Annotated in this window: 1 protein-coding gene (cut by a window edge); it reads left to right on the top strand. The window is 70.7% G+C overall.

What is annotated here, in order from left to right:
• On the top strand, positions 1-16276 hold the final stretch of the coding sequence (locus tag NE234_RS40040; protein ID WP_252786362.1) for a winged helix-turn-helix domain-containing protein. It extends 29774 nt beyond the left edge of the window; the window shows 16276 of its 46050 coding nt (coding positions 29775-46050); its start codon lies off the left edge, out of view; its stop codon occupies positions 16274-16276.

Raw genomic sequence — 16276 nt, 5'->3', positions numbered from 1 at the left:
GAGCGAACACTGGATATTCGGCGCGACGAGGGGCCGAGGCGGAGGGGCTCGACGTGCCTTGGGCCCCGGGCACATGGCGGACACCGCGCTGGTCCCCGAGACGTTCCTGACGGACCACGAGGGCGGTGCCATCGGGCGGAACTGGATCGGCACGGGGAACGAGCCATTCGACCTGCACTCCTACGTCGTGATGGACGCCGGCGGGCGGATGAGCACGAGGCGGGTCCCCTGGCGCAACCCGTACCTGTTCCTGCTGGGAGAGGGCGGTCACGGCTGGTCCCTGATCACGCCGAGCGGGCGGCTCGACGTGACGGAGCCCGAGCTCGTCTGGCTGATCACACAGGACCCGGAGCGTCCCGAGGGAGCCGAGATCGTCTTGGCACTCGGCAGGGTCGGGCCGTCGCTGGCGGCACGGGTCGCCGGGCTGGCGGCACGGGTCGCTGCTTTGACGGGCGCCCGCACGTGGTACGTCGACCATGACGTTCGCTCGGTCGTCGATCCGATGACGGGTGTGGAGCGGCTCGCGGTGGGCCCGGGTCCCGACGGCGCCGGCGCGGAATGGTCGGTGGCCGAACCGGACGACGCGGGAGCCACTTCCAGCATCGTCGACATGTACGGGGACGCGGAGAGCGCCGTGGGATCCTCTCTCAACGTCGTCGACATGTACGGCGGCGCGGAGAGCGACGCGGAGGACGGCGCGCGGTCCGCAGGCGACGCCGGCGGCCCGGCGGTGACCTTGACCGAGCCGACCGGTCCGATGGAGACGCGGCGGGCCAGGCCGCTGACCACGGACCAGTACGAGGTGATCGACGAGCGCGGTGACGGTGTGCTGTTCCGCCGGCCTGGGGAGCCTGTTCTGGCGCGGCGCTCCCCGGGGGCGTGGGAGGGGGCGTCTGCCGCGCCGGAGTTCACCATGCTGGCGCAGGAGTATGTGGAGACGTCGGTCTCCGACCGGCCGCGGTTGAGGATTTCTGCGGACCGTACGCTCGCCGTCGAGGATGGCGTGGCGGGGCAACGGGTTTTCGCGACGGAGGCGGCCGTCGCGGAGTCGAACGCGAAGTTGAGGCGTGCGGGTCACATCGTCGCCCTCAAGGTCGATCGCAAGAAGGCCATCGTCCTGCCTGCCGAAGACGGGGAGAGCCGGCGCCTGTTCCTCGTCGAACCGGAGTTCAAGCCCCTCCCCGGGCAGTCCCAGGATGACGGCTCTCGGCAGTTCACCGAATACTTGAACGCCACCGGCCGGGTGTCGCACCTGGTCTTCGGCGACCGGGAGCGCGGTCCGGTGACCACCGCGCCGGTCAACGCGGCCGACCCGATCGAGATCCTCGGTACCCATTACCTCGCCGAGGCTCTGACGCGAATGGCCGACGGGAAGATCCCGCCGCAGAACGTGACCCCGGGGTGGGCGGCCGAGCAGATCCGCCAGGACGTCCGGCCGAGCGGTGGGGGCGGTGGCCCGCTCCCCGGCGAGGGGTACGGCAGTGCGCTCGCCCTGTCCGACACCCCGAGCCCGCGCCGTGGCGCCCTGTCCTACGCGGCACGCCTTCTCGGCATCAACGAGCACGCGTGGGCCGATGTGGGCGAAAGCTATGCGGTCCAGTCCGTCGCCGCGCCGGGGGACGGGGGAGGGCCGGATCTGACGCGTAACTTCGCCAAGCCCGGTTCCGACCCGGCCAAGCATGTCGGTTACCACTTCGCGACCGTCGTGCTCCAGAGCGAGGATGGTAAGAACCAGATCACCCTGGAGAACCACGCGCGGAAGGCGTCGCCGGCGTGGGAGGCCGTGCGCCGGGAAACGGTCGAGGCGAATCTGAGCAACTACACGCTCGACGAGTTGAAGCAGATCAGGGAGGCTCTAGAGGAAAGACGCGCACAGCACGGCGGGGACAGCACCGACCCTGTCCGCAAGGAGCTGAACGGCTACTTCTATGCGGCGGGGGCGTTGGTCAGGGCCAAAGAGGCCCAGGAGCGGGTGCTGAGCACGGCCGAGGGGTCCGCGGAACGCGCGGCGGCCGAAGCGGCGCTGGACAAGCAGATCCGGGGTGTCATCAGTGGTCTGGAGCATCTCGAGGAGGTGCTCGGTCAGCTCATCCCGGTCAAACGCCAGTGGTACATGCGGATGCTCTCCAAGCGTCCCGGTGAGAGCATGCACGACGTCAGCGCGGGACTGCTGGAACCGGGACCCGCGTCCGTCGCCAACCCGCTCACCTCCGTCGTTCTGCTCGGTCACTACCTTTCGCCCGTGCCCGTCAGGTTCATGGCGGGCGCCGAAGTCGACAAGAATCACTTGATCTCCTTCGTCAGGGTGGTGGCCAAGGTCGGCTTGTGGAACCACGACCACAGGATCGACCTGCCGTCCGTCACCATCACCGGCCCCGCCACGGCGCGCGGCCGTTGGAGCGAACAGACGGAGGCCGCCGAGACTGCCTTCCTCGAGCTTCTGGACGGCGAACTGCAGCAGCGTCAGGCCGGCAGCGAGGGGCCGCACCTCACCGCCGGGCACTTCACGATCACGAAGACCACCGGCGACACGGTCACGGTCTCGTTCGATGATCACCGCGGTGGGCCGCCCCGGGTGGACACCCGCGGCGCCCAGCGCAAGGACCGCGCCGAGCCCGACCCGCAGACACGGCGCCGTCGTTGGCTCGATCGCCTGGTGCGCAGGCCTGGCCGTCAGAGTAGGAGTCCGCTTCCGGATGCGGGGTTGCGGAACGGGCGAGGGATTGCTGGGGGGAGTGGTGGTGAGCCGCGGTGGCATGGGGTCGTGTCGCCGGAGGGGCGTCATGTGGGAGATGTGTACTTCCCGGCTGCCGATGCGGAACCGCGGTCGTTCTATGGAGGTTTTCAGGGTGCGGGGTTCCGGTTCTGGCGGGGGGCGCCGGGCCGTGAGGTGAGCGTGCGGCTGGAGTTGCCGGTCAGTGATCGTTCCAGTGCATCCTCCCGGCCCGGCCGCCAGCCGGGCGGATCCCCGGATCAGGGGAGGAATCCGCTGGAGGAGGGGTGGCCGGTCGGCCGCCGGCTGACGGTCATGAAACCGCGTTCCGGCGACCTCGCCGATCTGGACCTGGTGCCGCTGCACGAGGTGCCGGGTATCGGTGAGACCTCCGGGGAACCGTTCGTCTGGGAGCGCTCGCATCCGTCTCGCTCGGCGCCGTTCACGTACGAGATCGACCGCACCGGTGTGATCAGGCTCCTCGGAGGACTGTCACCCGATGACTGGACGAGCTTCGGACACGACTTCGTCCACGAGCCGACCGGCGCCTACCTGCGGGGGGACAACGGCTGGATCGGTCACATCGGCAATCACGGCGCGCTGCTGGGGCAGCTGTACTCCCTGGACCCGGCGGCCCGGCCCCACCGGCTCGTGGTGAATGAGACCGCCATGTACCTCGTGCCGCTCGAGGAGAGCGGTATGGCCGTCCGCATCCCGTTGCGAGACGGCACCGGGGAGGCGTCAGGCTCGGACGCGACACCGCTCGTGCCGTGGTATGTGGCGAACGGCGCACTCGGTGACGGTTACGTGTCGTCGGTCGACGACGAGGTGGACGCGGCCGGAATCCTCGTGCCGCCCGCCGCGCCGGACCAGGGATCCGCTCCGGGCGAAGACGTGCCCATCGGATCTCCGGGCTCGACGCCGTCCCCGGCCGAGACCACCGTGACGGATGCCGGGAGTTCGACGGCGGCGGGGCCGGCCGGTGGTGCCGGGCCGAGCGGGAAGCGCGTCCGCTGGGCCGACGAAGAGGGCGGCGATCTGGTGACGGAGGTGATCGCCAGTCCCGTACCGGCCGTTCCCGCCCAGACCGTGTGGTCGCCGACCAGGCCCGGCGAGGTGCGCGACCACGGCCTCGGGAGCCGGCGCATGGACCAGGCCGGCCCGGCCGACCCGGTGAGGAGTCTGCCCGAACGGCTGGAGCAGAGGCTCACGGAGATGGGCGTCGACCGGCGCGTGCACGCCCTGAGCACCGGCAACCTGATCCGGATCGTGCAGACGCCCGACATGTGGGGCCAGCCCATGACGAGGGAGGACGTCTCGGCGTTCGGCGACCGGGCCGTGGGGCAACTGGCCGGCGCCGTGCGCGCGATCATCGGCGGTGGTACGCGGCTGGTCGACGTCACCAGCCTCTCACCGCCGACCGGCCGGATCCGCGAAGAGGTGAAGAACGCGCTTCGCGACATCGCGTCAAGAGAGGCCTCCGGGCCTGTACTCGTGCGTTTCCTGTTCGCGAACATCTCGCTGCGTGACACGGTCCTCTCCGGGTTCGTCAGGGATTTGGCGAAGTTCCTCAAGGACAATGAGGTGCCGATGAGGGGGATGACCGTCCTGGTCGGGCAGTTGTCCAACATCGTCAAGGGTTTCTGGAACCATTCGAAGATCGTTGCAGCCGATGGCGCGGTGGCCCTGGTCGGTGGTCACAACCTCTGGACGGATACGTACGGTGGTTATCCTCCGGTCCACGACGTCTCCATCGAGATGGTCGGCGATGGTGTCCGGCACGCGCACGACTTCGCCGACTATTTGTGGATGAGAGGTGGCCGAGATCTGAAGGTCGAGCAGATCACCGCGGATTACGAGGTGAAGACCTTGCCTCCGGGCCCGGCCCGGGACGAGCTCGCCCTGGTCGACCCGGCGGAGCTGCCTCGCACCGAGCCGGTGCCGCCCCATGGTGCTCCGGAGCAGTGGCACAGTGGCCGGGCGCTGTCGCTCGGCCGGGCGGCGTTCCTCGGCGACCAGGCCAGTGACACCGCCAAGGAAGAGGTGATCAAGAGCGCGCGTCATAGCTTGAAGATCAGCCAGCAGGACCTGGCCTTCACCGGCTTTACCGCGGAGAAGGACCATCAGGTCATCCGGTGGATCGCCGAGGCACTGGTGAACAAGCCGGAGCTCACGGTCGACATCGTCGTGTCATCGGCCAGGGCCGGCGCGGTGAACGGCGCGTACACCTGGGGGTTCGGCGCGCCTGGGACGTATGCGATGATCAAGCGTTTCGTTCGGAGGGTGGCCGATCCCCAGGCGCGGGGAGACCGCGATGAGGTCATCGAGAATGCCCTGCGGAGGGTGAAGGTCGCGCCCTTCGTCTTCACCGATCGTGATGGAAGCGAAAGTGGATTCGCGTGGCCGGACCCGCCCGCGAACACCATCGCGCGGCGGTACAAGCCAGACGCGAAGATCGCCATTTCGAAGAAGACCCTTCCGGAGCCGGCGAACCACGCGAAGGTCTACATCGCCGATGATGCCCTCTACTACGTCGGATCGGACAATCTGTATCCGCACAAGCTCGCGGAGTTCGGTTACCTCATCGAGGGTGAGGCGGTCCAGGACCTTGTCACCAACTACTGGGACAAGCTGTGGCGTTACTCGGGGCCGCACGCCACGGACGTGCACCGGGACATCATCGAGGACTGGAAGGTCGAATCGAGCCTGGGAGCGCTGTACACGCGTTCAGCGGTCCTGAATGGGATCGACCAGGCGCTCGACCGTTGGAAGCAGGGGGGTCGCCTGAACCCGTCCTCGCTGGACCAGAACGAACGGCAGCTCAAGGACGTCCTGCGGGCGATCGACCGGTGGCGGGACATCGAGTACGGGCAGTCCGGCAAACGGAGTAAGGCCGTGGACCGGCTGCAGGCGAGCATCGAGCGGGAGCTCGGCTCCGTGGTGGCCCGGCGACGGACGACGGGCGAATCCCCCGCGGAGGGCTTCACCGGCGAGGGCGAGGCGCCGACCGCTTTGGACCGCACCGAAGCGGAGACGACCGGCACCGTGGCCGGCGCCGTCGGCGATGTGGCGGCATCCGGAACGGACCCGGCTCATGAGCCGACCCTGTCCTTGCGCGGTGGCGGTCTCGATGTTGATTCCTCGGTGCGACGCGGGTGGAGGCGCGTGACCACGAGACTCCGGGGGCTCGGCTCGGCCCTCACGCCGCAGCGGTCGGCCACGTGGGACAGGATGCTCTTGGCGACGGGATTCCGGCGTCTCGACGCGGGTTCCGCGGAAGGCGGTGCCGCGCCGGACCAGGGGTCCGCTCCGGGCGAAGACGTGCCCACCGGATCTCTGGGCTCGACGCCGTCCCCGGCCGACATCGACGGCGGTGACCGGCACGAGCAGGTCATGGCACAGTCGGCTCAGGCTTCGGCGTCCCGGGTCGCGTCGGCTGAGAACCGCATCCGGTCGCAGGACGGCACCGGGGAGGCGTCAGGCTCGGACGCGACACCGCTCGTGCCGTGGTACGTGGCGAAGGGCGGACTCGGTGACGGTTCCGTGTCGTCGGCCACCGACGTGGTGGACAGGTCACTGCCGGGCGGCCGGCCCGACGAGGCGGTCAGCCGCTGGATCGACGCCGTCACCTCGGGCATGGCGTCATCCGTCGCGCGTGCGGTCCGTAAGAAGATCCTCGCGGTGCTGGCGGAGAAGGAGCCCGCGCGATGGGAGCGGCTGCTCCTCCACGGTAAGTTGATCGTCGAGAAGAACACGCGGGTCAGGCTGTCCTTCTCCGTGGAGGAGACGAAGTTCGCGCCGCCCGAGGAGGCGGGGACCGACCCGGGCTACCAGACGTACTTCAGCAAGTACGGCGACACGACGTACGCCGAGCAGGTCTCGCGCGAACGCCGGAGCGCCAAGCACGGGCAGATCGAACCGATGCTGTTCCTCCCGGTGGCGGTTCAGGCGGCTCTGGCGCACGTGTCGCCGGTGTTCAAGGCGGGATCGGAGCGCGGCTACGGTTCCTGGCAGACCATCTTGATGGAGGTCCAGTCGGGGAACCGGGTCATCGCCAACGCCACGCACGGTTACACGGCACGAATCCGGGTGCGGGCCACCGTCGACCGGGCCGAGCGGCCGGATCTCCTGCTCCCCGGCGAGGCGCGACTGGCGTTCCCCAAGGTCTACTCGTCCACCGCCGAGGCCGCCGTTCTCATGGCGCGGCCCGGGCACCCGGTCGTGCCGGTCGTGGACCCGGACGTGCTGCACGGCATCGACCATGCGGTCACCGCGATTATCCCAGAGCCGCTGCTGGCGGGGCTGCGCAGCGTCCTCGACTTCCTCGGGCTCCCCGCGAAGAGCGTCGACGAGATCGTGCAGGAGATCGCCGAGGAGTACGTCAACGAGAAGACGTTCAAGGATCGCAGCCAGTGGTGGCTGACCGACAGCTGGGTGACAAGCCTGATCGCCACAAAGCTGTCCGCTCTGTCCACGTTCCAGGGGCACCTGGAGTTCAGCGGACGGCCGCACACCGTGCGCTACGTGACGACCACCGATGAGGAGGTGCTGCTCCGCAACGACATCGCGGACACGGTGCGGATCGCCGGCGGTCAGAAGCACAGCACCGGGGCGAGTGCCACTCCGGGCGTCGCCTTCGGCATCGAGCTGGGCCGCCATCTGGCCACGCCCAGCGTCGATCTGCCGAAGCTGGGCTCCTCTCACGAGTACGGGCGCACCCTGACCACCGGAGGCCAGCTCAAGAACGCCACCATGCGCAAGGACCGTCTGGCCCGCTACGAGACCGAGTTCCTGCTGACGGTCCGGGTCAAATCCGACCACGGCGACGTCTCGTTCACGCTCCTGGTCACCGGCGAACTGGGGGTCGGTCTCGCGCACGCCAAGGAGTTCGAGCGTAAGGCCCTCGGCGGAGCGCTTACCGGCTCCGGGCTCATCCCCGCGGAGGAGCCGAAGGCTCCCGAGACAGCGCAGAACCTCGAAACGCCGGCCGGGTCCACGACGCTCGAGAAGCGGTCGCCGGCGGAGCCGGCGACGATCGGCGAGAGCGCGCCGGTCCAGGCCGAGACGACCGGTGCGGACGTGGCGGCCGCGCCGGAACCGCAGGCGCCGACGACGGTCGCCGGTGAGGCCTCCACCGCGCCGGAGCCCGAAATTGGGCGTTCGGCGCCGTCTTGGGCCGGCTTCGCGCAGTGGCTGAGGTCGCGGTTCACGGACGGACGCCCGCCCGAGCCCTTCCCCGACGGCGGCGTACGGGACACCGGTGACCTCGTCGCGCTGGCCGACCGAGGGCCGATCGAGATCGTCCTTCCCCCCGCGCTGCACGATGCGTACGTCCCCCACTGGCTCGACGCGCAGGGCGGTTGGCAGGCGCTGTACGCGCATCCCCGCGTCACCTGGGTGCTGCCGACGGAGGAGCACGCGTTCCTGGTCTCGCGTGAGGACTCCGGTGGCCCCGGCCCGGTGTGGCGGTACGTGCTGGACGAGGACGCCCGGGTGGTCGGCGCGCTCCTCATGGACGACCTGGAGGGCGAGCGGCAGCCGCGCTGGTACGTCCCCAATCCGGCGGCCGGAGAGCCCATCACGGCCGAGGCGCCGCGCCCGTGGTATGAGGACCTGCTGCCGCCACTGCACGCGGCGGGGCTGACGGCCGTCATCGACTTCCTGAACGCAGGGGGGACACCGCAGATCCAGTTGACCGAGGCGCTGCAGAGCCGGCTGCGGGAGCCGGGCGAGGACCGGACCCTGCACGAGGCCGTCGACGCGCTGCTGGCGGAGCCGCGGATCCAGGTGCTGGCCCCCGACGGCAGGCGAGTGCCGGAGCAGGCGGGCGGAGAGCAGGCCGGAGAACGACGCTTCGTTCTCGACGAGCGCGGCCAGGCCCACGGTCCGCTGCGGACCTGGCACCATGTGGTGCACCCCCGCGAGCCGCTCGCGCTGGCCGCCCGTACCGGCCTGGGCCGTGGCATCGTGCGGGAGATGCCGGGCCGGGAGAAGGTCTACCGGGAGATCGTCGACGAGCTCGACCGGCAGATGCGCACGGCCGGCGTCGAGGGCAAGGTGTCCGCCACCGTGCGTCAGCATCTGGCGCGGGCGCTGGCCATGAAGTTCGGGGTGCCCGGTGGCCGCGGCACCATCGCGGACGGCGTCGACGGCGACATCAGCCATGAGGTGACGATCGGCGGATATACGTTCACCGTGGCGCTCAACACCGAACTGCGGGCGCTGCGCCGGGACCCGGTGGCCGAGGTGAACGTCAGCCTGGACACCCAGCGTAAGAACGTCGCGGGGTTGGACACCGAGGACAAAAAGGGCCGCACCGTCGGCGCCGGGGGCAAGCTCAGCGCCCGGGTCAGGATCAAGGGCCTGTTCAGCCTCGACGTGCACCTGCTCGAACTGCATGGTGAACGCGCCTGGCACCACAAGATCGGTAACGCCACCGGGGTCAAGGAGTACCGCCGCGCGCGGACGAACGGAGACGCCACCCGTTTCGAATACGACACCGTGTACAGGCCGGCGGTCACGACCAGGCGTGCGTCCGGGGAGCCGGTCGCGGCCCGGGTGTGGGAGCGGTCCGGTGACGAGTACTGGACCGCCGTCACCGTCTCCGACGAGCACCTGCCCGCCAAGCCGCTCCCCGCCGACGAGATCCTGACCTACGGCGAGGCCACGGTGAAGACCGGGCCGATGGACGAAGAGGGGTTCCGGCGGCTGGCCGCCCGGCCGGGGAAGGACAGGGGCGAGGAGTTCCATCTCAGAAGCCTGACCGGTGTCCATGTCGACCTGACCGGCGCGAACGAGATCTCGGCGAATATCGCCGAGCTGGTGGGCGCACACAACAAGGTGCGCGGGGTCAGACCGCAGGACGACGCGTTCAAGCAGGTGCTCGCCGCGCTCGTGCCGTCCGGCCGCCGGTACGGTGCCGCAGAGCAGATCCTGCGTACCGGAACGCGCACGTTCCTGGAGTCGAACGCCCGGCGCCTGCTCCTGCCGAGCCACCGTGGCCTGCGGATTCCGCTGCCTTCGCTCCCCCACGGATGGCGGCAGGAGGTCAGGGTCTGGGGTCGGACGTTCAACGTCCGCCACGAGCAGACGGTCAAGGGCACCACCCTGGAGCAGTACAGCGAGTCCGACCTGCGGTTCGGTGAGGAGAACGCGACCAGCTACGGTGTCGAAGCCTCCACCGGCCCGGCCGGTGTGTTCCAGTACCGCCCCGCCGGGGTGAGCGACGACGCAGGGCACGAGCCGACGAGCGATGACGCAGGGCACGAGCCGACGAGTAATAAGGCGGCCAGCGGGGCTTCGATCGGCCTCGTCGGCGGCGGTGATGCGTCCCGTGGCCGCAGCGAGAAGGAGATGGGCGGTGCGCTGGACCTGAACCTGGGCACCTACTCGGGTGACGGCGAGCAACTCGGCGCGGATGTCGTCTACACCATCGAGTACCGGCGCTGGCGCGATGTGCGCGGCAAGCGCAAGGTCCTTAACGCCTTCCGCAGGGGCGAGGGGGAGGATGTGCGCGGGGCGCGCAGGCTCCTTAACGCCTTCCGCAGGGGCGCGGGGAAGCGGGTCTCCTACCGTGCCCAACGGCACGTGAAGATCACTCGGGGGGTCGAGCTCCTGGTCCCGTACGTCCTTGCCGCCGACCATGGCCTGCCCGTGCCGGCCCGAGACGACCTGCCGTCCGCGAAGGGCGAACGTCACTACCTTCACGACGACCTGGCCATGGCCGCCGCGCATATCGAGGAGGTCGACGCGGCGGACGTCGTCGACACGATCGAGGCCCTGCTCGGCGGGGACGTGGACCCGGACCTGCTCGCCGCGATCGAGACGGCCTACGACGAGGAGGCGATCCGCAGCCAGTACAAGACCGCGCGCCGAGGCGGAATCCCCCGCATCTTCACCACCCCCGCCCCGATGTGGGGTGAGGGGCACCGTATCTGGGACTACCTGAAGATGGACGCCCGCACCGGTGGCACCCTGCACATCGGGACCCGCGTGACCGCCATCGAGGACTCGGTCACCTACCGGCGGCCCAGGCCCGATGTGAAGCTGACGACCGGCGGACAGGCGTTCGACCAGATCGGTAGGGACCGGAGCAGGGGTCACGGCTGGCACGTCGAAGGATTCGGCGACGGCCGGTGGGCGACCGCGCCGTTCGGTCTGCGACCCGCTGGTGGTGCAAGCGCGACGTACGAGCGCAGAGACGCGGTGAAGACCGGCCTCGAATCCACGGCGCGGGACGTCCGGCGTGCCACGGCCAAGGACACCGCACAGGAGTTCTCGCACGGTCTCCGGTACCGCGTTGAAGTGTTCTTCCGGTACTCGTCGAGCGAGTTCGCCCAGCGAACCGGGCAGGTGGCGAAGCTCCTGCCCGGGCTCGTGGACGTCCTCTCTCGGGGAGAGGCCCACCGGATGTGGCGGCGCCTGTTCCCCGCCGACACTCCGGCGGCCGCCAGCCGGGATGTAGACGGCCGGGCCAAGGTCCTCGTGCCCACCCACCTGACCACTGCCGGCCCGAGGCCGGACGCGGCCGGGACGCCGGTCGAGATATCGCCGGCGCTCACGCGCACGCCGGCGCCGGCTCCCACCGCACTGGCCACCTCGCTCGCCGAACACGTGCACGCCATGACGCTGCCCGGAATCGAGCACCTGGCACGCTGGGCACCGGCCGCCGCGATGCCCCGGCGCCGGATCGACGACGCGGCAGTGGCGCGGGGTGTCGCACCGACCACCAAGGAGTTCGGCCCCGCCCACGAGAACACCCTGACCGTCGATATCGCACTCGACGAACGCGATGCCGCCGCCAACATCGACAAGTTGCTGCGCGGCACCTACCGCATCCCGCTCGTCGGCGGTGACGACCTCACCGTTCAAATGGTGCCCACCCGGGGACGATGGAAGACGCGGGGCGGTTTCACCGGGCTCAACTTCCCCGAGCACTCCCAGGAGCCGGCGCGGGAACACGAAGCCGAACGGGGATGGACCTTCGTCGGCGAAACCAACGTCGGCCACGCGTTCGCCCGGCCGGTGCAGGAGGGCGCCGACCAGCCCATAATCGATCCCGGGGGGTCATACAGCAAGGACAAGCGGAAAGCTCGCATGTACAAGAACTCGGCGGGCGACTACGTCGAGTCCAACCGGCAGCGCGATGACGACTATGACTACTACGTCTTCGACGCCCGGTTCTACGTCAGCGGCCCGCGCGGGCACCACGTCGTCCTGGACGTTCCCGACGGCTTCATCGGCATGCTCCCGGCCACGGTGGCCCACCGGCTGATCAACGACCTCGGCCTGGATCTGGAACGGCCGCCGCTGGGCGATGCGGAGCTACCGGCCTCCTGGGCCGAGAGCGGCACCCTCCCTCCCGAGGTCACCGCCGAGATCATCGACCGGGCGGCGGCGTTCCAGGGCCGGACCCTGCGGCTGTGGACCCGCACCGACCACCTGGCGACGGCCGCCGTGACGGCCAAGCGGATCACCACCCAGACCGGCATACCGGTCGAACTGCTCACCCGCGACACCGACGGAACGATCAGCCGGTACCCGCAGAGCGCACCGACGTCAGGTCCCCCGGTCCTCCCGGACCTCCCGGCAGGGCTGGGCGACTTCGAGCTCGAGTGGCCGGACGGGTGGACGGACGTCCTCACCGGTGCGCCGGCCGGTGAATCGACCGGGCACGAGACGTCGGCGGACCAGAACGCGTCCGATGTCACCGACACGCGGCCGCGCACTCACCCGGTGGCGGGCGAGCCGGCCGCCGAGCCCGGTCCCACGTCGCCGCGCGAGCAGCCCGCCCCGCCCGTGGCCGGATCGCCGGCCGCGACGCCGGCCGTGATGGATGGCGGGCCGGGGTCCGCAGCGGCTGCCGGTGGCGTCGACGGCAGCGGGCTCACGAGGCCGCAGGCGGCGGCGCTCGAGCGGATGGGGTTGCGCCCGGTGCTGGTTCTCGCGACCGGCGACCCTGTCGTATCCGCCCTGCAGGCGGTGGCACCGGCCGAGACGTCCGTGGCCGCCGGTGGACGGCCGGCGTCCCCGGTGGAGCTCCGGGCGTACCTGGCGGACGTGCTCGCCACCGACCTGAACAGCGGCGCACCGCGGTTCTGGCCCGCCGTGCGCATGCCCGACGGTGCCACGGACGACCAGAGGCGTGCCCTCATCGCCGCGCTGACCTCGCCGCAGGGCGGAGCCGACGCGGACGAGGCGTTCCTGGCCGCGGCCGCCGCCGTCCTCGGGTTGCGCGTCGCCGTTCTGGGACCCGACGGCGGCACGGTCGAGTCCGGTTCACCGTCGGGCCGGCCGGTCGTGCTGCTGCGGCTGCAGGCGCCCGGCCGGTACACCGCCGCCTGGGCCGGCACGGAGCCGGACACGGACGGCGGATCGCCGGCGACCCCGCCCGCACGTCCCGCGCCGCGTCCACCGGTACGGCCCGCGCCGTCCACCGGCGACCTGGGCGCCGTACCACCGCCGGTGCGGAACGCCGCGTCCGCGGAGGCCGCGGCCCGGGCACCGATCGCCAATCTCGACGCCGACCCCTTCCAGGGGAGCGCCGGCGGCGGCGCCGTACGGCGGCCGGTGCAGGCCGCTCAGACCGGTGACGACCCGGCGCACACGGCAGGAGGCACGGCCCCCGGGGCCGCCCTGGACGGGCCATCGCACGGCCCCGGCCGATCACCGGACACCGCGCGGCGGGCGCCGCAGCGCGCCGCCTTCTTCGATCGGCTGACCGCCGAGTGGGCCGTCTCGGAGCCCGAGGCCCCTCGACCGGGTGACGAGGACGTGGCCGGCGCCGTCGGCGATGTGGCGGCCTCCGGCACGGACCCGGCCCACTCGACGCCGTACCCGGCCAGCGACGATCGCTTCTACCACGGGCTCATCGCGCTCGCCGGTCCGCACCTCACCCGGGAGATACCCGAGCTGACGAATATCTCGCCGGGCGGTCGTGAGGCCGCGCAGGTGGTGCGGAACTGGCTCGCGGACCGGCTGGAGGCGGACGTCGCGGTGGCGAGCCAGGGGCTGCTCTCGCGGTACGCACGCTTCTTCCACGGGTCAGGCGACGAGACCTCCTTCGCGGACTGGGGACGTGCCATGACCGGCCGGATCCGCGGCTTGGACGGCCGGCACGAGGAGACGGACGACCTCGTCGCCCACCTGCTGGCGAAGGAACTCGGCCTGCCCCTCACCCTGGTCCGGGACGGGGACGTCACCCGGCTCGGGCCCGCCGGCAGCGCCCGGATCCGCGTCGACCGTACGCCGGACGGGTTGGAGGTCGCCGAGAACACGCACGAGGCCGCGCAGAAGATCCGGTGGGAACTGCTCCGGCCGGCGCCGCCGACGCCCGCCGATCGGTCCGCCCACCAGTTCACGCTGCTGGCCGGGTCCCTGGAACGGCGCCTCCTGCGCGCGCTCGCCGACCATCGGGACCTGCGGGAGCGCTTCGGCCCGGACGACAGGAACGCGATCGACGCGCGGACGCGCGCGATGACCGACCGTTTCTGGGGCGCCCGAATGGCGGGTGGCCTCGCCGACGTGCCGGCGCACCGCCGTGCGCCGGCACGGCTCGACGCCATGCGGGGAGCGGTGGCCGACCTCGAAGCCCTGATCCGCAACCTCCACGAGCAGCTCGGGGACCGCCCTGAACCGCCGGCCCAGCGCGTACGGGCCGACACCCCCGTGTCGGAAGAGCTCGTGAGCGAGGTCAACCTCCAGCTGACCCGTCTCGGCGCCGCGTGGCTCGGCGGCCGGGTCGGCCGCGGGGAGGTCGAACAGGCGCTGCGCGACATCCCGCTGGAAGGCCCCACGGACCCCCGGGGACTGGCCACCGACCTCGCCCATCAGATCGCCTTCGACGAGGTGACCCGGGTGCCCGGGGGCGGACAGGGCAGCGAGCATGAGCGGCCCATCATCATCCACGTGCACCGGGGTGAGCCATTCGGCGGTAACAGGGAGCTCCTCGTCTACAACCGGAGGACCGGCGTCGGAGTCTGGACCGACACCGGCGGGATCTACATGGCCGGTGGCCGTTACTTCGCTTCGGAGGAGTCGGCGGAGGCGTCGAGGTTGGGACGGGTCACGGAGGTGAACGTCACGATCCCCGAGCTGGTCACCTCGGTCACGAGGACGCTGCCGGGCGAGGGGAACCGTTTCGACCCCGAGGTCGCGGACGCCGGCCTCCGCGACACCGAGCGGCGGCTGAACAACGCGCCGCGCCTCCGGGACGGCGAAAGCGGGCGCGAGGCGCGCGGCATGACCCCGAGGGAGCTGTTCGGCGACGACCCCGACCACGAGTTCGGGCCCCGGGCGGACGACGTGACCATCCTCCGGCCACCCGGATTCATAAGGAGGGCCCCCATGCACCTCACCGAGGGAGTACCGGTCCCGTTCGTTGCCGCCTTCCTGGCCGAGACCCAGAGGTTCGTCAGGATGAGCGACGTGCGGCAATGGTTCCGAGCCGGGTCACGGTTCGGCGCGGACGTGACGCGGGAGTACTTCGACGGATGGCTGGGGCTGCGCGTGGGCCGATTCGCCGTTCCGGCGATGGAGTACGTGCCGAGCGTCGCCGAGGTGCGGACGGCGGCGACACTGCTGAACACGCACACGTACGCCGTGGCCCACGTGTTCGCTAACGACGCCGAACTGGCGAAGAACCTCGTGCACGGGACTCTGCGCACGTCTTTCGCCGGCATCCGTGAGAGTTTGCAGGCCGACGTCCAGGAGTTCCTCGAGAACAGCCGTGATTGGATCCGGGACCGGCTGGAGACGGACCTGCGGGAGCGGCTCGGCTCGGCCATCCGCCGCTACGAGCAGCGCGTGCGTGAGAACGATGAGGAGCCGCTCGACCTGTTCGAGTACACGATGAACCACGACACGATGACCCTCGGCGACTACGCCGACAACATGCTGCTGCCGCCGAGCCGGGTCCGTGGCATCGTCGATCAGTACGACGCGATGAACGTCCGCACGCACTTCGCCGGAACGGACGACAACGAGGGCGCCCTCGCGTTCGATCTGGCCGTGCTGGAGCTGCGCGATGTCGTTCCGGAGGGGCGGAGCCTCGGGAGGGAGATGCGCACCACCCGCACGTTCGCCGATATCGCACGGCGGTTCTATGCCTGGGCGGAGCGGGTGGACGCCAACAACCGGACCAGCGAGGGCCGTGCCTTCAACGAGAGCCTGGCCGAGGCGGTGCGAGCGATCAGCGCTCACGACCCCTCCGGCGGAGACCTGGTGACCTTGGTTCGCCGCCTCCTCGACTCGGTCGCGTGGCGAGCGCCCGACGTCGTCCGTGAGCCGATCTTCCGCGGGCACGTGACCAGCAACCTGCAGGCCGACGCGGTCATGGCGCTGTACGACCTCCTCCGGTCCCCCGACGCCGAGGCCGCCCGCGCCGTACGGCGCGCGGTCAGCGCGATCCGGACCGCTCTCGTCTACGAGCGGAACGCGGCCTCGCAGCGCGTCGGCAGCCGCAACCTCGACCACGTGCGCCTGATCGCAGACCGGGTCATCGAGGAACTGCGCGCGTACGAAACGTCGGCACCGCGGCCCGCGCCGGGAGTACACGAACGATGA

It is taken from the genome of Actinoallomurus rhizosphaericola, from assembly GCF_024055675.1.
Taxonomy (GTDB): Bacteria; Actinomycetota; Actinomycetes; order Streptosporangiales; family Streptosporangiaceae; genus Actinoallomurus; species Actinoallomurus soli.
This window is presented reverse-complemented; position numbering and strand designations above follow the sequence as displayed.